Source organism: Arthrobacter sp. LFS091 (assembly GCF_047977885.1).
In the GTDB taxonomy this organism is placed as follows: Bacteria; Actinomycetota; Actinomycetes; order Actinomycetales; family Micrococcaceae; genus Arthrobacter.
Genome location: NZ_JBFPFP010000003.1, coordinates 392877 through 410045, shown reverse-complemented (window position 1 = coordinate 410045; position 17169 = coordinate 392877). Strand labels below are relative to the sequence as shown.

At 62.5% G+C, this 17169-nt stretch carries 17 protein-coding genes; 7 read left to right on the top strand and 10 right to left on the bottom strand.

Annotation, left to right across the window (positions count from 1 at the left end):
- Window positions 1-86: 86 nt before the first annotated feature.
- The gene (locus ACNQOP_RS07635) at window positions 87-398 is read left to right on the top strand and encodes a hypothetical protein (RefSeq protein ID WP_235521227.1); all 312 of its coding nucleotides are present in this window, start codon (window positions 87-89) and stop codon (window positions 396-398) included.
- Here the strand turns inward: ACNQOP_RS07635 and ACNQOP_RS07630 are convergent.
- A complete protein-coding gene (locus ACNQOP_RS07630; RefSeq protein WP_416403921.1) occupies window positions 395-1879 on the bottom strand; it encodes an APC family permease in 1485 nt (494 codons plus the stop codon). The genes ACNQOP_RS07635 and ACNQOP_RS07630 overlap by 4 nt on opposite strands.
- 222 nt (window positions 1880-2101) lie before the next feature.
- On the opposite strand from ACNQOP_RS07630, the gene ACNQOP_RS07625 reads away from it, so the two are divergent.
- Entirely contained in the window at window positions 2102-3202 is a 1101-nt protein-coding gene (locus ACNQOP_RS07625) for an amidohydrolase (RefSeq protein ID WP_416403919.1), read from the top strand.
- On the opposite strand, the gene ACNQOP_RS07620 is transcribed toward ACNQOP_RS07625, so the two are convergent.
- The 5 genes from ACNQOP_RS07620 to ACNQOP_RS07600 form a co-directional block, all read right to left on the bottom strand.
- On the bottom strand, window positions 3199-3795 hold the full coding sequence (locus tag ACNQOP_RS07620) for a phosphatase PAP2 family protein (RefSeq protein WP_284986769.1): 597 nt from the start codon (window positions 3793-3795) through the stop codon (window positions 3199-3201). The genes ACNQOP_RS07625 and ACNQOP_RS07620 overlap by 4 nt on opposite strands.
- Before the next feature lie 79 nt (window positions 3796-3874).
- On the bottom strand, window positions 3875-5488 hold the full coding sequence (locus tag ACNQOP_RS07615) for a dihydrolipoamide acetyltransferase family protein (RefSeq protein ID WP_416403917.1): 1614 nt from the start codon (window positions 5486-5488) through the stop codon (window positions 3875-3877).
- 54 nt (window positions 5489-5542) lie between these two features.
- Window positions 5543-6523, bottom strand: a complete 981-nt coding sequence (locus ACNQOP_RS07610; protein ID WP_235521133.1) for an alpha-ketoacid dehydrogenase subunit beta — start codon at window positions 6521-6523, stop codon at window positions 5543-5545.
- Window positions 6523-7716 carry a pyruvate dehydrogenase (acetyl-transferring) E1 component subunit alpha gene (gene pdhA, locus ACNQOP_RS07605; protein ID WP_416403914.1) on the bottom strand — a complete coding sequence of 398 codons (1194 nt, stop codon included), beginning with the start codon at window positions 7714-7716 and terminating at the stop codon, window positions 6523-6525. The genes ACNQOP_RS07610 and pdhA overlap by 1 nt, the downstream gene beginning before the upstream one ends.
- Window positions 7717-7867: 151 nt before the next feature.
- Window positions 7868-8986: a histidinol-phosphate transaminase gene (locus ACNQOP_RS07600; protein ID WP_284986720.1), complete on the bottom strand. Its 1119-nt coding sequence runs from the start codon at window positions 8984-8986 to the stop codon at window positions 7868-7870.
- Between the two features lie 72 nt (window positions 8987-9058).
- On the opposite strand from ACNQOP_RS07600, the gene ACNQOP_RS07595 reads away from it, so the two are divergent.
- Complete coding sequence (locus ACNQOP_RS07595) at window positions 9059-9487, top strand: phage holin family protein (protein ID WP_257370741.1); 429 nt, start codon at window positions 9059-9061, stop codon at window positions 9485-9487.
- 12 nt (window positions 9488-9499) lie between these two features.
- Here ACNQOP_RS07595 and ACNQOP_RS07590 read toward each other — a convergent pair whose 3' ends face one another.
- Both ACNQOP_RS07590 and ACNQOP_RS07585 read right to left on the bottom strand, forming a co-directional pair.
- The gene (locus ACNQOP_RS07590) at window positions 9500-10849 is read right to left on the bottom strand and encodes a hypothetical protein (RefSeq protein ID WP_416403912.1); all 1350 of its coding nucleotides are present in this window, start codon (window positions 10847-10849) and stop codon (window positions 9500-9502) included.
- Window positions 10849-11160: a hypothetical protein gene (locus ACNQOP_RS07585; protein WP_416403910.1), complete on the bottom strand. Its 312-nt coding sequence runs from the start codon at window positions 11158-11160 to the stop codon at window positions 10849-10851. Before ACNQOP_RS07585 ends, ACNQOP_RS07590 begins: the two co-directional genes overlap by 1 nt.
- 168 nt (window positions 11161-11328) lie before the next feature.
- Here ACNQOP_RS07585 and purB point away from each other — a divergent pair, with 168 nt between their 5' ends.
- The 4 genes from purB (at window position 11329) to ACNQOP_RS07565 (ending at window position 14855) form a co-directional block, all read left to right on the top strand.
- Window positions 11329-12735 (top strand): adenylosuccinate lyase, encoded by a 1407-nt coding sequence (purB, locus tag ACNQOP_RS07580; RefSeq protein WP_416403908.1) that lies wholly within the window; start codon window positions 11329-11331, stop codon window positions 12733-12735.
- Window positions 12736-13009: 274 nt separating this feature from the next.
- On the top strand, window positions 13010-13672 hold the full coding sequence (locus tag ACNQOP_RS07575) for a histidine phosphatase family protein (RefSeq protein WP_416403906.1): 663 nt from the start codon (window positions 13010-13012) through the stop codon (window positions 13670-13672).
- Between the two features lie 185 nt (window positions 13673-13857).
- The gene (locus ACNQOP_RS07570) at window positions 13858-14361 is read left to right on the top strand and encodes a GNAT family N-acetyltransferase (RefSeq protein ID WP_211710764.1); all 504 of its coding nucleotides are present in this window, start codon (window positions 13858-13860) and stop codon (window positions 14359-14361) included.
- A gap of 59 nt (window positions 14362-14420) precedes the next feature.
- Window positions 14421-14855, top strand: a complete 435-nt coding sequence (locus ACNQOP_RS07565) for an acyl-CoA thioesterase (protein ID WP_159706417.1) — start codon at window positions 14421-14423, stop codon at window positions 14853-14855.
- 130 nt (window positions 14856-14985) lie between these two features.
- Here the strand turns inward: ACNQOP_RS07565 and ACNQOP_RS07560 are convergent, their stop codons facing one another.
- Window positions 14986-15735 (bottom strand): SDR family oxidoreductase, encoded by a 750-nt coding sequence (locus ACNQOP_RS07560; protein ID WP_416403904.1) that lies wholly within the window; start codon window positions 15733-15735, stop codon window positions 14986-14988.
- Between the two features lie 76 nt (window positions 15736-15811).
- The gene (locus ACNQOP_RS07555) at window positions 15812-17152 is read right to left on the bottom strand and encodes an MFS transporter (protein WP_284986725.1); all 1341 of its coding nucleotides are present in this window, start codon (window positions 17150-17152) and stop codon (window positions 15812-15814) included.
- Window positions 17153-17169: the final 17 nt, after the last annotated feature.

Below are 17169 nucleotides of genomic sequence, written 5' to 3'. Positions count from 1 at the left end.
ATCGAGATGCCCCCAATGGCGCGTGCCACCTTCACTTCTCGATTTTCAGGGGATTTTTCTTGCTTACCTTGCAGCCGCGCCAACGCGTGGGACATGACATCCTGCTTGCCCGCCACGGCAACAACATCAGCACCATGCGCTTCGACCGCGCCAACGACCGCATCATCGCGATGCTGGACGACGGCTCCTGGGACAGCGCGCCCAACATGATCTCGCCCAGCCTGGAAATGCCGGAGACCATTCGTAGCGTTTTCCGCAAGGACTGGCGCTTCCTGTCTGTGGCATGCGTGGCCATGCTCACCGTCGCCGCCGTCGCCATGGGCATCAGCGTGGAAATGGCGAACCACATGTCCACTACGGAACTCCAGGCCTTGCTGGTCAACTACCCGGCGTTCTAGCGGATTCCTGCGCCCTCGGCCGACTGCGACGGCGTGCTGCCGCCAGTTTCGCCGCTGGCGGGAGTGGGGTCGCCGTCGGTGACGGCGTGGCTGGTGATGGCGTCGTCGGCAATGGCATCGCTGGTGATGGCGTCGTCGAAGTCCAGTGCCATCTGATTCCCGGCCTTGCTGCGGCGAAGCACCAGCACAACCACTCCCACGGCAAGCCAGGCCGCGCCCAGCAGGTATGTAAACCAGGCAAGCGATGTCCACAGCCAGGCAATGGAGGCGAACCCCAGCAGCGGCAGCACCAAATTCCGCAGGATCCCCACGCCTCCCCGCTTCCGCAGGTCAAAGAACAGCACCTTGATGGTTGCCAGGTTCACCACTGCGAAAGCAATCAGTGCCCCGAAGTTGATCATGAACACGGCCTGCTCCAAAGTGATGAAGAGGGCAACCAGCGAGACGGCCGAAACCGCCAAAGCAGCAACATACGGAGTGCGGAAACGCGGCTGGAGCCGGGCAAGGACGGAGGGCAGGATCCGGTCCCTTCCCATGGCATAGATGACACGGGAGACGCTCATCTGGGCCGCAGTTCCACACAGGACCAGGCCGCCGAGATTCACCACCACGAACACAACCATCAGCACATCCCCGCCGGCAGCCTGCATGAGTTCAGTTCCCGCGGCATCCAGGTTCTGAATCGTCCGCCACTCCGGTGCGATATGGCTGCCGGCCACGGAAAACAGGGTGTAGCCCAGGCCAGCGAAGAGCGTGGAGAGGATGATGCCCCGAGGAATATCCCTCCTGGGGTTCCGGGCTTCTTCAGACAAAGTGGACACGCCATCGAAGCCGAGGAAGGCAAAAGCCACAATTGCTGCCGCCGCCATGACCGGCGCTATCCCGCCGTCGCCAAGGCTAAGGGGACGAACCACGCTTTCCAGCGATAACTTCGGCGCATTCAGGATCGCCAGGACAACGAAGACCAGGATCACCGCAACGGAAGCGGACACCACCACGAAGTTCATCCTCTTGATCCAGCCGACTCCGATCACGCTAAAGAGGCCCACCGCCAGAAGGCAGAGCAGGACGGCGAGCTGAGGGGGTATACCGGGCAACAGGCTGTTGAGGTAGAGGCCGAATAGCAGGAAATTCACCATTGGCAGAAACAGGTAATCCAGCATCATCGCCCAACCCACCAAGAACCCCACAGGGTGGCCAAACGCCCGCGAAGCGTACGCATACGCCCCTCCGGTGACGGGGACGTGACGGGCCATCTGGCCGTAACTATGGGCAGTGAACAACATGGCAACCAACGCCGCGAGGTACGCTGCGGGCAAGTGCCCGTCGCTGATCTCGGTTCCGGCCCCGTAAACCGCCACGACGGACAGTATCCCCATGGACGTCAGGCCAAAGGCCACCAAAGATGGCAGCCCCAGGACACGCTTGAGCGTCGGTCCCCCGGAGGACCCTTCCGCTGCAGGCTTAGGTTTGGTGTTCATGGCGCTCTCCTCGATGCGATCCGCGCCACATAAATGAATGTTGTTCATTAGAGTAGGCGCCCAGCCTCGACTTGTACAGGTTTTGGTATGCCAAATCTCACGGAGGGCGCAAAACGGGAGCAGCCACGGCCATCAAGCGCGGAAATATGCCGGTGTTGACTGCCAACGTGTTTATTTGGGAGCTTTCGGTATACCATCATGGATTCAACCGACAGGAGTCCCATGAACACACTTTCTCTTCAATCGGAGTCGCCTGCCCGTTCCACCGGCGGTCCCCTCCTGGCCACGCCGGGGTTTGTCGACGCACACATTCACCCCGACAAAACTGCCTGGGGATCGGGCTGGTTATCCCGTCAACCGGCGAACGATCTGGCAACCCTGATCCGCAATGACCTGCAAGCACAGCTTGCTGCCGGGGACAGCGTGGAGGAACGCGCCTTCGCCTTGATGCGGCAAGCCGTACTCAACGGGACAATGGCCATGCGGGCTCACGTTGACGTCGGTTCGCAGATTGGCCTGAAGAACATCCATGGCGTCAGGGCAGCAGCGGACCGGCTGTCGTCAGTCATGGATGTACAGATCGTCGCGTTCCCTCAGTTCGGTTTACTGAGCAATCCCGGCACTGTGGAACTCATGGAGGCTTCGCTGGGAGAAGGGGCCGACATAGTAGGCGGCATCGACCCGGAATCACTCGACGGCGACGTCCACGGTCATCTGGATGCTGTCTTCGGCCTGGCGGGAAGGCACAGCAGGGACGTGGACATCCACCTGCACGACACAGGAGCTGCAGGTTTGGCCCAGCTGCGGCTCATTGCACAGCGGACCATGGCGGAGGGCATGCAGGGTCAAGTCACGGTGGGGCACGCCTTTGCCCTCTGCGACAGCAACCAGCCGGAGCTCGGGGCTACCTTGGATGTGATGGCTGAGGCCGGAATGTGGATGGCGACGTGCGCCCTCGGGGCCGACCCCGTGCCTGTCCTTGATGTGCTGGAGCACCATGGCGTCAGGGTTGCGCTCGGGTCGGACGGAGTACGGGATGCGTGGTCACCGTTTGGCACGGGCAGCATGGTGGACCGGATGCATCTGCTGGGCTACCGGACAGGAGCCTTGACCGACTCCGATTTGGAGCGGTGCTTCCGGATTGCCACCACGTCCGGGGCGGAGCTGTTGGATACGCCTGCCATCAAGGAATTTACCGGAACCGGATCCGCAGACCGACTCGAGTTCCCTGCAGAATCCATCCCCGAATTGGTTGTTGACCGGCCTTCTCCGCTGGCCGTCATCAGGAACGGCAAGGCGGTGACCCGGGAGTCGGTCGACTAAAGCATCAACCCACGCAACAGCCACCACAGGCCCGCAATAACAACGGCACCAAACAGAGAACCCACAACGACCTGCGCCAACGTGTGCGCACGCAACACCAAACGGGACCACCCCACTGCCGGTACCAGCAGGAGAAGCGGCAGCCACGCTGGTCCGAACATCAGGATGGCGATAACGACCGCGGCCGACAAGGCTGAGGCGTGCCCGCTCATCTTCCAAAAAGCGCTGACCACCGCCAAAACTGCGATGCCGCCGATCAGTGAAATGATCATCACGGAAACACTGGCCGGACCGTTCAGGAGCTGGAGCACGACCAGGCCCGCAACGACCGATACCAAGGCCATCAGCAGCAGGGCAGGTCGTTGACGCCGGTCGCTGACGTGGTGGTCGGTGATCCGGCCCAGCTTGACCATCACCAGAACATAGGCCAGCGGCAGGACACACACGAAGAAAGCCCCGAGCAGGCCAAACCATATGGTCCCGGGGAAGCCGGGCTCCACCGCTGGACTGATCAGCAGAAGTACCAGGACAACGACCGGGGGTTGGAAGACTTCCGTCAGCACCCGCGCCACGGTCCGCCACGGTCCCGCCACCAGCTGGGGATGAACGTGGCCGGGCTCGCCGCCAGTGGTCGTGGCCGTGCGGGTAGCCGTTTCAGGCACACTTTTCCGATCAGTCAAGCAGCAGCGCCGGTTCTTCCAGGATGGCCGCGACATCTGCCATGAAACGAGCCGACAGGTCGCCGTCCACCACCCGGTGGTCGAAGGATCCGCCAAGCGTCGTGATCCAGCGCGGAATCACTTCGCCGTCCAGGACCCATGGCTTCTGCTTGATGGTTCCGAACGCGATGATTGCCACTTCGCCCGGGTTGATGATCGGAGTGCCGGTATCAATGCCGAGCGCGCCGATGTTGGTGACCGTCAGGCTTCCGCCCTGCATCTCCGCTGGTTGAGTCTTTCCCGCACGCGCCTTGGTGGCCAACTCGTTCAGCGCCAGCGCCAGCTCCTTGAGGGAGAGGTCCTGGGCATCTTTGATGTTGGGAACCATGAGCCCGCGCGGCGTCGCAGCAGCGATGCCGAGGTTCATGAAGTGCTTGACATGGATCTCAGCACCACCCTTGCCGTCAGCGTTCTCCACCCACGTGGCATTCACGCTGGGGTTGCGCGCGGCGGCCCAGATGACAGCCTTGGCCAGGATGAGCAGTGGAGACACCTTGATGCCTTCAAAGTCGCGCGAAACCTTGAGCCTCTTGACGAACTCCATGGTGCGGCTGGCATCCACATCCACGAAAATGCTCACGTGGGGTGCCGAGAACGCCGAATCCACCATGGCTTTGGCGGTGGCCTTGCGCACACCCTTGACGGCCACACGTTCTATGCGCTGGTCCTGCGGTTTCTTCGATGCGCCCCAGAACGAATCGGCCTGATCGTGCTCGGCATCGCGTTGCGCCTGATAGCTCACCAGGTCCTCACGGGTCACTTCTCCGCGTTGTCCGGTTGCGACGACATCAGCGAGGTCAATACCAAGATCACGCGCGAACTTACGGACAGGCGGCTTCGCCAGAACCCTGCTGACCAAACCGCTGATGGTTCCGCCGATGGCCGCACCCCGCGAGGCGGCGGGCTGGGAAACGGCCGGTTGGGAGGCAGGCGTCTGCGGCGCCGAAGATGCCGGCACCTGCGTGACAGGTTCGACGGCGGCGCGTGCCGGCGTCGTACGGTGCGCGACCGGTGCTTCGGCTGCTTTGGCGGCCAGCAGTGCCTGGTTGTCCTGAACGGTACCTTCCGCGTTCTCGGCAACCGTTACGGCCGGAACCACGGACCCTGCCGGGCGTTTGCGCGCACGACGTTTGACGGCGTCGGCCTTGGGCCCGGACCCTACCAACGGTCCGCCCGCGAGCCCCGAGTCGGAACTGTCGTCCGCCACAAGCTTTCCGTACGTGGGCGTGAAAACTTCCTCGGCGGCGGGGGCCTGGGCAGCCGCTACCGCATCGGTCGGCTGCCCCTGGGGCGCAGCGCCGTCAATGGTGGCATCATCCGTTCCAGCGCCTTCCGAGACAGCGATGATCGCAGTCCCGACCTCCACAGTGATGCCTTCCTCCACCAGCAACTCAGTGACGGTACCGGCGAAGGGCGAAGGGAGTTCCACCAAGGACTTGGCGGTTTCGATCTCGCATAGGACATCGTTGATCGCAACGGTGTCGCCGGGCTTGACCTTCCAAGCCACGACCTCGGCCTCGGTCAGGCCTTCACCGACGTCCGGCAGGTTGAATTTCTTTACAGTCACAGTGGTCCTCGATTTCCGGTTACCCAGCGGCGAGCCGGGCTGGATCAGGGCGGTTTAGTAAGCCAGGGAGCGGTCGAGCGCTTCGAGGATCTTGTCGATGTCCGGCAAGTAATCCTCTTCCACCTTGGCAACGGGATACGGCATGTGGAATCCGCCGACCCGGATCACCGGGGCTTCGAGATGCAGGAAGGCCCGTTCGCCGATCCGCGCAGCGATCTCCCCGCCGATGCCTCCAAAGGTGGGCGCCTCGTGGGCAACAATCAGGCGCCCGGTCTTCTTGACGGAAGCTTCGACGGTGTCAAAGTCCAGGGGCGAAATGGAACGCAGATCGATAACTTCCACGCTTCGACCGTCCTCCAAGGCAGCGTTGGCAGCTGCGAGGGCAACAGGAACCAACGGTCCGTAGGCCACGATCGTGGCGTCGGTTCCTTCACGAACCACGTGCGCTTTGAAGGGATCCTCGGACAGGCCGGCGTTCTCCACGTCCACCTCGCCCTTGAGCCAGTAGCGGCGCTTGGGTTCAAAGAAGATCACCGGGTCTTGGCATTCGATGGCTTTCTGGATCATCCAGTAGGCGTCATGGGCGTTGGACGGCGAAATGATCCGCAGACCGGCGGTGTGGGCGAACAGTGCCTCCGGAGACTCGGAGTGGTGTTCAATCGAGCCGATGCCGCCGCCGTACGGAATGCGGATAACGACGGGAACGGTGAGCTTGCCCAAGCTGCGGGAATGGATCTTGGCCAGCTGGGTGGTGATCTGGTTGAAGGCCGGATAAACGAACCCGTCAAACTGGATCTCGCAGACCGGAGAGTAGCCGCGGAGCGCCAAGCCGATGGCGGTGCCGACGATGCCGGACTCGGCCAGGGGGGTATCCAGGACACGATCATCGCCGAATTCCTTGATGAGACCGTCGGTCACGCGGTAGACGCCGCCCAAGTGGCCGATGTCCTCGCCCATCAGAAGCGATTTCGGATTCTTCGTCAGCGACGCCCGGAGGCCCTCGTTGATGGCCTTCGCAATGGTCATGGTAGCCATCAGTTAGCTGTCTCCTCATCGCTTTCGAAGCCTGCCGAGTATTCCTCGAACCAGGCAAGTTCTTCCGCAATCAGCGGGTGCTGCTCCGCATAGACGTTGGCAAAGGCTTCTCGGATGTCCGGTACTTCCAGGCCGTGGGTGGTGCTGCGGACGTACTTGGCCAGCTCGTCGCCGTCGGCATCCACTTGGTCAAAGAATGCTTCGTCCGCGAGGCCCTCGGCACGCAGGTACTTCTCCAGGCGCTCCAGCGGATCCTTCTCACGCCAGGCCGCTTCTTCCGCGGCTTCCCGGTACTTGGTGGGGTCGTCTGCGGTGGTGTGCGCTCCCACCCGGTAGGTGTAGGCCTCGATCAGCACGGGGCCGCGTCCTTCGCGGGCGTGCTCGAGTGCCCACTCGGTGACGGCATGGACGGCGATGACGTCGTTGCCGTCCACCCGGATGCCCGGGAAGCCGTATCCCTTGGCGCGGTTGGCCAGGGGCACCTTGGTCTGGACCTCCGTGGGCACGGAGATTGCCCAATGGTTGTTCTGGCAGAAGAAGACCACGGGAGCGTTATAGGACGCAGCAAAGACCATGGACTCGTGGACGTCACCCTCGGAACTGGCGCCATCCCCGAAGTAGGCGATCACGGCTGCTTTGGAATCGGTGGAGTCCTGTGCGGCCGCGAGCTTCTGGTCCCGCTGGATACCCATGGCGTACCCCACCGCATGAAGCGTTTGCGCGGCCAAGACCAGGGTGTAGAGGTGGAAGTTGTTCTCCCGCGGATCCCAGCCACCGTTCGACACACCGCGGAATTGCTTAAGCAGTTCGGCAAGATCCACGTTTCGGACCAGCGCGACGCCGTGCTCGCGGTAGGTCGGGAAGATGTAATCCTGCGCCTGGCTTGCGTGGCCGGACCCAATCTGCGCGGCTTCCTGCCCCGTCAATGGAACCCACAGGGCAAGTTCGCCCTGGCGCTGAAGTGCGGTGGCCTCCTGGTCGAAACGCCGGATTCTGGCCATGTCCGTGTAGAAAACGCGAAGTTTCTCAGGATCAATTCGCTTGGCGTAGTCGGAGAAAACCGGGTCAGTGCCGAGCTTTCCGTCGGGCCCGAGCAACTGAACCATTTCGACTGGTTCGCCTGGCGCGGCCGCTGCCGCGGTGGTTGCCGCGAGAGTTTCTTCCGTCCCGGGGGGCAGTTGTGTCGAGCCCATTCCGTCTCCTTGCTTGCCGTTGGCGGGGCGCCAGGCAATGTCTGTCGCTGGGATATATGCCCGTTCCGGAATGCATTCCGGAACGGGCATACTTTTGGCTTTCGTCCCTTACTTTATCCGCAGTAAGTAACGGAGGCGCATTTGTTAACCGCTAGGAACCGTGCGGCGCCTTTGTATAACTCGCACAGAGATTCAGGAATCGGGTATTGGCCTCAACCTCGCCAATGCTTACGCGGACTCCTTCATTGGCAAAGGCTCGGACCGACAGTGCCTGTTCGGCCGCCAACGCCGCAAAATCAGCACTATTTTCGCCGAGATTCAGCCAAACGAAGTTGCCTTGGGCTTCAGGCACGAACCAGCCCAGTTCCTTCAGCCCGGCAGAAACGCGGTCGCGCTCCTCTACAAGGCTTTGTACCCTTTCCACAACCTGGTCGAAATGCTCGATCGACGTCACGGCTGCGCGTTCCGCGATTTGCGAAACAGCGAAAGGAGTCGCGGTAACCCTGAGGTGCTGGGTCAGCGAGGGACCTGAAACGCTGTATCCCACACGCAATCCAGCCAAACCGTGCGCTTTGGAGAAGGTCCTCAGCACTACGACATTCGGGTATTTCCGGTACAGCTTGATTCCGTCCACCGCATCACCGTTGCGGACGAACTCCTGGTAGGCCTCATCGATCACCACCACCACGTTTGAGGGAACGGATTGAATGAAGCGCTCCGTTTCCTCTGCGGTGAGGATCGGTCCAGTGGGGTTGTTCGGGGTACAAAGCAGGATGACTTTTGTGCGCACTGTAACCGCCGAAGCCATGGTGTCGAGATCGTGCCGACCATCTGCCAGCAACGGTATCTGGACACTGGCGGCGCCGGCGAGACCTACGCAAATGGGGTAGGCCTCAAAGGAACGCCACGCGTAGATGACTTCGTCCGGCTTCCCGTCGTCGTTTTGTCCGGCAAAGGTGGCGAGGATCTGGTTCAGTGCGCCAAGGCTGCCCGCACCCGTGACAACATCGTCAGCGGGGACGTCAAGGAATCCGGCCAGGGCGTTACGGAGCTTTGTGGCCAGCGGATCCGGGTAGCGGTTGATATCGGACTGGTCGGCAATGGCCTGCAACACTGCAGGAATCGGCGGCAGCGGGTTTTCGTTGGACGACAATTTGTAGCTGGTGAGGCCCTCAATCGGGGCTGGTGGTTTACCTGCCGCGTATTTAGGGAGCCTGTCTACGACCGGACGAGGGATTACGCCTTCCGGTGCGTTGTCAGTAGTAGTCATGGCCTCAAGCCTACTTGCCCAACCGTGGGAGTTGCCGAGCCCTTTAACAGGTCCGTGTGAAAGCATAGGGCCATGGGTTCATTCATCATTCGCGTCCTGATCAACGGGCTCGCCCTCTGGGTAGCCACGTGGTTGTTGGATGGCATGGACATCACCACCAACGCCACCGAGAAGGCCGCCACGAACGCCGGACTGACCCAAGGGGCAGACACAGCAGGCATCGTCTTGGCGTATTTGTTCATCGGACTGATATTCGGTGTGGTGAACGCCTTTGTCCGGCCCCTGGTGAGGCTGCTGTCCCTCCCGGTGACCATCCTGACACTTGGCCTGTTCACCATCGTCATCAATGCCGCGATGCTGTACCTGACGGCTTGGCTTAGCAGCTTCACCCCAGTACACCTCACCCTTGACTCCTTCTTCTGGACCGCCATTCTGGCCTCAATCATCATCAGCATCATTTCCATGGTGGCCGGGCTCATCCCTGGAGCCCGGAAACGCTAAATACAGGCCGGCCTACCGTGCCCCGGCCGCCGTTTTCGCCTCCCGGACCGTTGGTGGCGCGTCCGGGTTTGTGTCCGATGACGGTAACGGCAGGGGCGCCCTTGTCAGTTTGTAGCGGGTGACCTTGGCTGCTCCGCCGGCCCCTACGACGCTGGCGAATACCGCGGTGGACGCCATCAGGGATGCGTCATGGCTTGCACCCACCAAATCCGCTCCTTCCGCGTAGTACTCCTGGTTGTGCCCTGGCCCCAGTCCGAGCCCCTCCCCTACGGGCGTCCTGACCTCGTTGTTGAGCGTCACTGTCACCCTGTCCTTCGTGTCCGGATTCATCCGGCCGTCAGTGCCGGGAACCCAGTCCTGGGCATGTTCCAAATGCAGCGAACTGATTCCAGGTTCAGCTGTGATCCCCCCAACGGGCGCTCCGGCCGTCAGTACGTACTTGAGGTCAAATTCACTGAGGAACGCCTTGTTCTGGCCGAGGTTCATGGCATGGATACCTCCTTGGCTGTGCCCTACAGCGACGACTTGGTCTCCAGTCCCGGCACCAGCTTCGCGGAGTGCTTGGCTTACGGCCGGGATGATCGCTTCGGAGTCGTAACCCAGCCCTTCCCCGATTCCCTGCATATCGAAAGGGTTGGTGACCGCGGAATCGGGCTGGGTGCCGGGAATCAGGACCATCCATGTTGTCTGGCCATTGTTCCCAAGGCGGATGACCTCGATCTCGCCGTCTCCCCGGGCATGGAGCTGCTCCAGCCGGCGGAGGCTCGCCCCCATGGTCGGCTCCACGTTCTCCACAGTTTCGGTGGTTCTTTCCACACTCACAGGCCTCGGCCGCATGTCAGGACCGAACGGCGACTCCAGGACATTCCGCACAGCCCCACGCGTTCCAAGCCAAAACGGCACAATGGCTGATGCGATATCGCTCGTCATTTCCCGGCCCGGGGGCCAGGGCGGGCTGGACAAACGCATTTCGTCAATGCTGAGGATCCGCGGAAGCGCAGCCTTGGCTTCCGCCTCGACATAGTCCCGGTGGCTGGCCCTCACATCGGAACTGACATCCACCAGTTCCTGGCGCACTCGCCCCACGTCCTTTCGGCTATCGGCCACCGCATTGATGGCCTCGCAGCCGGAACCATAAGAGTCGTAGAGGAAGGGCTCCAAATCATCCTGGACACGACGCGTCTCCTCCTCGATCCGAAGAAGTTGTTGTACCAAATCATCAAGCTGGCTGGCGCCCCTCAGCAGTTCCTCCAGTTGGAACGACACCCCACCTACACCGCCCCTGATGGCGAGGGGTCCGTCGGGAGCCGGCGGCACGGGCCTCGGAGCTTCACCGGCACCGACCGGAGCTGCGTCGGACATCAAGGACCCCTCTCGCCCGAGACGGACACGTTCTGCGAGTGCCGGAGAACCAGGGCCACCGCGGAATCCAACGACTCCCGGGCGCGCATGAGCGCAGACGCGTGCACCGCAATAGTGGTCCGGTAGGCGCGTCCTGCCGGGGACAGCCAGTGGTCCAGCTGCGCCCGTCGCAGTGTTGCCAGGACAGCATCTGCCTGGTCAACGCAAGCCTTGATTCGCCATGCGAGTCTCTGGACTTCATGGCTACGGGACGCGCATTCCAGGGAATCGAAAACTGGCGGTTGGGCTGCAGGCATCAAGCCGACGCTCATGTCCTTGTACTCCCTTGATTTGTTGGGCTGATCGGTTGGTACGACGCTACGGACCGCCATCAGCTGGCGGAAGCGCCGCCGTCGTGTATGTGGATAACCCGAAGGGCCGTCCACATAGCCCCGTCACCAACTCCCGGCCTCCGCGCCGGGCATGAAAGAATAGGCATCATGGCTGAATCCCCTCGCGTGTCCCTCGCTTCCGAACCCCTCGCCCTTGGCCCCCTTGACGGCCGCTACCGTGCCGCCGTCGCGCCCCTCGTCGACTACCTGTCCGAGGCGGCCCTGAACCGCGATCGCGTTCACGTCGAAGTCGAGTGGCTGATCCACCTGACCAGCCAGTCGGTATTGCCGGGCGCCGGTCCCCTGTCGGACGAGCAGAACGCCAAGCTGCGCGCCATCGTTAGCGACTTCGACGCCGCCTCGGTCAACGAGCTTGCCGAAATCGAGGCCGTCACTGTCCACGACGTCAAGGCTGTCGAGTACTACATCGCCCGCCGCCTGCCCGCCATCGGCATTGAGCACCTGACGGCCATGGTGCACTTCGGCTGCACGTCCGAGGACGTCAACAATCTCTCCTACGCCGTCGGCATCAAGGGTGCAGTGGAGAACGTGTGGCTGCCCAATGCCACCGCCCTCGTCCAGCAGATCGAGGCCATGGCGGAAGCGAACCGCTCGGTTCCCATGCTGTCGCGCACCCACGGCCAGCCAGCTACGCCCACCACGCTCGGCAAGGAACTGGCCGTCATTGCGCACCGCCTGAAACGCCAGCTGGCACGTATCGCCAAGACCGAATACCTCGGCAAGATCAACGGCGCTACCGGCACCTACGCCGCCCACGTCGCCTCCGTCCCGGGTGCGGACTGGGAAGGCGTCGCCAAGTCCTTCGTGGAAGGCCTCGGGCTCACCTGGAACCCGCTGACCACCCAGATCGAAAGCCACGACTGGCAGGCTGAGCTCTACGCAGACATTGCACGGTTCAACCGCATCCTGCACAACGTCTGCACGGACATCTGGAGCTACATCTCCATCGGCTACTTCCGCCAGATCCCGGTTGCGGGCGCCACAGGTTCCTCGACCATGCCGCACAAGGTCAACCCGATCCGCTTCGAGAACGCCGAAGCCAACCTGGAGATCTCCAACGGCCTTTTGGACACCCTGGCAGCAACGCTGGTTACTTCCCGCTGGCAGCGCGACCTCACGGATTCCTCCTCCCAGCGCAACATCGGGGTGGCCTTCGGGCACTCGCTGCTTGCGATCTCCAACGTGGCCAAGGGCCTCAAGGCACTCGACGTGGCCGAGGAAGTCCTCGCAGGCGACCTCGACACCAACTGGGAAGTGCTCGGCGAAGCCATCCAGATGGTCATGCGTGCAGAGGCCATTGCCGGTGTTGAAGGCATGGAAAACCCGTATGAACGCCTCAAGGACCTCACCCGCGGCCAGCGCGTGGACGGTGCCCGCATGCAGGAATTCGTGCAGGGCCTGGGCCTCTCAGCCGACGCCGAAGCACGCCTGCTGGCACTTACCCCGGGTAAGTACACCGGCATCGCCGACAAACTCGTGGACCACCTGCAGTAAGTGGATCACTTGCGGCAAAGCGGAACGCTCGACGACGGCGGGCCGGGGCTGGGTGCCTCGGCCCGCCGTCGGCGTTTAACGCATCGGGGGCGTATCAGTGGGCAGGCGGAAGAGCGCTCCTTCCCAGTTGTTTTCCTCAGCATCCCGTCCAAGGGTTCGAGACACGGCGTGTCGGGCTTTGGCCGGGCTCATGCAGCTGATTGGCTTGAAGCAACCGGGCAGGAGCGCAGCCAGTCCACACCCGAACAGCTAGACGCAGAGGAGCGGAGCGGCCATGAAGCTCCTGTTGATCAGGCACGGACAGACCCCGGGAAACGTTGCGGGCCAGTTGGATACCGCCTTCCCGGGCCCTGGCCTGACCGAACTTGGGGAGCGACAGGCGGCTGCGTTGCCGGAGGCGTTGGCGGGCGAAGGCATTGAGGCCCTTTACACCTCCACCCTGTTGCGGACCCAGCGGACCGTGGCACCCTTGGCGAAGGCTACTGGCTTGGAGCCGGAGATCTTGGAGGGCGTCCACGAAATCGAGGCCGGCGCACTTGAGAAGAAGACCGACCACGAATCGCACATGCGCTACATGGGCACAGTTTTCGCCTGGGCGGACGGCGACCTGGACGTGCGCATGCCGGGAGCTTCCAACGGCCATGACTTCTTCGCCCGCTTCGATGCTTCGGTGGAAAAAGTTGCCGGCGCAGGGCATTCGACAGCTGTGATCGTCAGCCACGGTGCCGCGATTCGCTGCTGGGCTGGCCGACGGGCCACGGACATCGACACCGTGTTCGCCGAAACCCACCAGCTCCCAAACACCGGGATTGTGGCCCTCGAAGGCGACCCGGAGAACGGCTGGAAGGTGCTGCACTGGGACCAGATGCCGGTGGGCGGTATGGCCCTCTCGGACCAAACCGCCGAGGACCCCACGGGCGAAGCTCTCCAACCCTGATCTGAAACTGCGAGGCCTGCTCTTCACCCTAAAACCACTCCGAAAGGTGCAGACCGGGCCCCGCAACGCGGGAAGGCCCAGCATTTCTCCCGACGCTTACGCGCAGGAAACACCGTGGTAACCACCGCTCCTTAGGCTTGAGACGCATAGACACCTCCGACGAAACCCGGCGAATTGAGGCAGAAATGCAGACCAACCCACGGCTCAACATCCGGCAGGTCACGTGGGCCAACCCCGTGGGCGCCGACCTCCGGGCCGCACAGCAAGCCGAATTGGACTCCCGTTTCGGTAGCACCGACCATGAGCCAGGACCACCGCCGTCGGAAGCGGACACTGCGGTGTTCGTCGTGGCTTATGAGAAATGCTCAGGCCAGCCCTTGGGCTGCGGTGGGCTCAGGATGCTGGACGAGAACACAGCCGAAATCAAGAGGTTGTACGTGGTCCCCTATGCCCGGGGTTCGGGAGTGGCGAGCTCCATCCTGGCAGCTCTCGAAGCCCAAGCACACTCCCACGGATTCACCGTGATCGCGGCGGAGGCGGGGTCGGCCCAATCGGATGGCCGGAGCTTCTATGAAAGCGCCGGGTTCGCGGCCGTGCCCAATTTTGGTCCGTATGTGGGCGTCGACGAGTCCTACTGCTACTCCAAGCGGCTTGATTCGCACAGTGCCTCGCACACGGCGATGGCCTAGCCGGGACGGATGACCCGAAACATCAAGCGGAGTCGGCGGCAGTTCGATAATCTCGGGATATGGAAAAAGCAGACATCACCTTCCGCACCCGCAAATGGGTGCGGCCCGAGGATCTCAACGCCAACGGCACACTCTTCGGTGGCAGCCTGCTGAAGTGGATCGATGAAGAGGCAGCGATCTACGCCATCCTCCAGCTGGGCAACGGCCGGGCGGTCACGAAGTACATTTCGGAGATCAACTTTGTGAGCTCCGCGGTGCAGGGTGACCTCATCGAGATGGGCCTGACGGCGAAGCGTTTCGGCCGTACCTCGCTGACCATGCGCGCGGAAGTCCGCAACATGATCACCCGCCAGGCCATCTTGACCATCGAGGAAATAGTCTTCGTGAACCTTGGCGCCGATGGCCGTCCCCAGCCGCACGGTTACACCGAAATCACCTACGACCGGGACCGCATCCCAACCCACCACCTGACGGAGACGCTCGACGAAGACTGACGGGCCGGCGTCGTGACTTAAGTCCTGACTTAAACGGGTGCTGGCGGCCGCGGTGATGCGGCCGCCAGCTTGTATTTCCGGTGACGGGAGTGGTTTGCCACCGGAATCTGGGGGAACTGGGCTACAAGCGTCAGCGCCTGTCGAACGTCAACCCACCGGGCACCTGGAACGTGGGCATGAGTTCAAGCATGCCCACATTAACGTGGCGTGGCGTCTCGATCGCGTAGTCCAAGGCGTTGACGATGTCATCCGTAGTGAGTGACTCGTAGCCTTCGTAGTAGGTCTTCCAGGCCTCTTCCATGGCTTCTGGCGTGCCGCCCATGTTCCGTCCGAAGATTTCGGTTTCCACTCGTCCCGGGCAGATCTCGGTGACCCGGATACGCTTGCCCACGGTGTCGTTCCGGAGTTGCCGGGAGATCTGGTGCACGGCGGCCTTGGTGGCGTGGTAAACCGTGTGTCCGTAGAAGTTGTACACGCCGGCGATTGAGCTGATGTTGATGACGTGGCCCAGATCCCGTTCCACCATGCCTGGGAGAACCAGGCGGGTGAGCTGCAGGAGACCACGAAGGTTCACATCCACAAGTTCGTCGATGTCCTCTTCGGAAGAGTCCAGGATGTTGCCGGGGCGGGAAACGCCTGCACAGTTCACCAGGACGTCCACCTTGAGCTCACCAACGACGGCGGCCAGCGCGGCTGTGTCGGTCAGGTCCACTACGTGCGGGATGGCTCCGGTGCGGTCAGCCAAATCGGCGAGGCGTTCCTCGTTGCGCGCAACGGCGTGGACAGTCAGGCCCCGCTTGGCGAGCCGCTCGGTAATTGCTGCCCCCATGCCGGTCGACGCGCCGGTGACGAGGGCTGTGGTGTAGTCAGAAAAAGACATTGGATCTCCAAAGAAAGCGTGGGGCGAAGCGCGCCGGGCCCGGAAGCCCGGCGCGCTGCCCGGAATGGCGTGGGGGCTAGGCGTCGCGCAGCGGTTCGTGGGCGCGGTCCTTGACCGTACTCACGGCGATGAGGGTGCCGAGGGCGGTAATGACTGCGTAGAAGGCCGGCATGTAGATGTTGCCCGTGCTGCCGATGAGCCAGGTCATGAGCAGGGGTGCCGTGCCGCCAAAGAGGGCCGAGGAAATGTTGTAGCCCAGGCCGTAAGCGGAGTAGCGGACGCGGGTGGGGAACAGTTCGACGATGAGGATGTGGATTACTGCGGTGTGACCGGCGAAGACGACGGCCATGATGCAGGCACCAAGGATAGCCAGGCCCATCTGGCCGGTCGCGATCAGTGCGTACGACGGGATTCCGAGGATGGCCATGGCAATTGCTGATCCTGCGATGACCTTCTTGCGGCCAACACGGTCGGACAGGGCACCCATGAACGGGATGGCGACACAGATGACCACCAGGCTGCAGGCTGTCACCAGGAGGGCCTCGCCAATCGTGAAGTTCAGTTGCTTGCCCTTGAGGAACGTGGGCATGTAGGAGAACAGGACGTAGTAGCCGGAGCCGTTCATCAGGGGGATGAAGAGCGCCAGGAGCATGGCACGGCGGTGTTCCTTGGACTGGAATGCTTCCTTGAGCGGGTTCTTTGAGAGTCCGCCCTCTTCCTTGAGCTTCTCGAAGTTGGGGGTGTCGCTGATGGCCTTGCGGATGTACCACCCGATGATGCCCATGGGGATGGCGACCAGGAACGGGATGCGCCATGCGAACGAACCGAAGCCGCCGCCGTCGATCGCTGACTGGGTGAGCCACGGCGACATGGAGTACGCCACCAAAGTACCGGTCAGCAGTGCCGCGAACGAGGCTATCTGTGCGTAGGAGGTGATGATGCCGCGTTTGCCCTCGGGGGCATGCTCAGCGAGGAAGGTCATGGCGCCTGCGGCTTCGCCACCGACGGAGAAGCCCTGCAGGAGCCGGAGGAGGACCAGAAGAATCGGGGCCGCAACGCCGATCGCCGCATACGGAGGCAGCAGCCCGATGCCCGCGGTGGCCACGCTGATCAGGAGGATCACGAAGACCAGTAGTTTTTGCCTGCCGATCCGGTCGCCGAGATAGCCGCAGACCACTGCCCCGAGCGGCCGGACGAAGAACGAGACCGCGTAGCCTGCAAACACGAAAAGCAGTGCGTTGTCAGGGTTGCCCGGCGCGAGGAAGACGAGCGCCAGCGTTCCCGCCATGAAGGCGAAAATGCCGTTGTCGTACAGTTCCACGAAGATGCCAACACAACCTGCGGTGACAACCTTGCGGGTTTGGCGGCCCGTGAGCCGCTCATGCTGCACTGGCGCAGCGTTGGTGCTTGCGGTCATGACTTTTCCTTACTGGG

Coding starts and splice junctions, on each gene's coding strand:
- ACNQOP_RS07630 (WP_416403921.1), bottom strand. CDS start 1,879: ATGAACACCAAACCTAAGCCTGCAGCGGAAGGGTCCTCCGGGGGACCG.
- ACNQOP_RS07625 (WP_416403919.1), top strand. CDS start 2,102: ATGAACACACTTTCTCTTCAATCGGAGTCGCCTGCCCGTTCCACCGGC.
- ACNQOP_RS07610 (WP_235521133.1), bottom strand. CDS start 6,523: ATGGCTACCATGACCATTGCGAAGGCCATCAACGAGGGCCTCCGGGCG.
- pdhA (WP_416403914.1), bottom strand. CDS start 7,716: ATGGGCTCGACACAACTGCCCCCCGGGACGGAAGAAACTCTCGCGGCA.
- ACNQOP_RS07600 (WP_284986720.1), bottom strand. CDS start 8,986: ATGACTACTACTGACAACGCACCGGAAGGCGTAATCCCTCGTCCGGTC.
- ACNQOP_RS07595 (WP_257370741.1), top strand. CDS start 9,059: ATGGGTTCATTCATCATTCGCGTCCTGATCAACGGGCTCGCCCTCTGG.
- ACNQOP_RS07590 (WP_416403912.1), bottom strand. CDS start 10,849: ATGTCCGACGCAGCTCCGGTCGGTGCCGGTGAAGCTCCGAGGCCCGTG.
- ACNQOP_RS07585 (WP_416403910.1), bottom strand. CDS start 11,160: ATGAGCGTCGGCTTGATGCCTGCAGCCCAACCGCCAGTTTTCGATTCC.
- purB (WP_416403908.1), top strand. CDS start 11,329: ATGGCTGAATCCCCTCGCGTGTCCCTCGCTTCCGAACCCCTCGCCCTT.
- ACNQOP_RS07575 (WP_416403906.1), top strand. CDS start 13,010: ATGAAGCTCCTGTTGATCAGGCACGGACAGACCCCGGGAAACGTTGCG.
- ACNQOP_RS07570 (WP_211710764.1), top strand. CDS start 13,858: ATGCAGACCAACCCACGGCTCAACATCCGGCAGGTCACGTGGGCCAAC.
- ACNQOP_RS07565 (WP_159706417.1), top strand. CDS start 14,421: ATGGAAAAAGCAGACATCACCTTCCGCACCCGCAAATGGGTGCGGCCC.
- ACNQOP_RS07560 (WP_416403904.1), bottom strand. CDS start 15,735: ATGTCTTTTTCTGACTACACCACAGCCCTCGTCACCGGCGCGTCGACC.
- ACNQOP_RS07555 (WP_284986725.1), bottom strand. CDS start 17,152: ATGACCGCAAGCACCAACGCTGCGCCAGTGCAGCATGAGCGGCTCACG.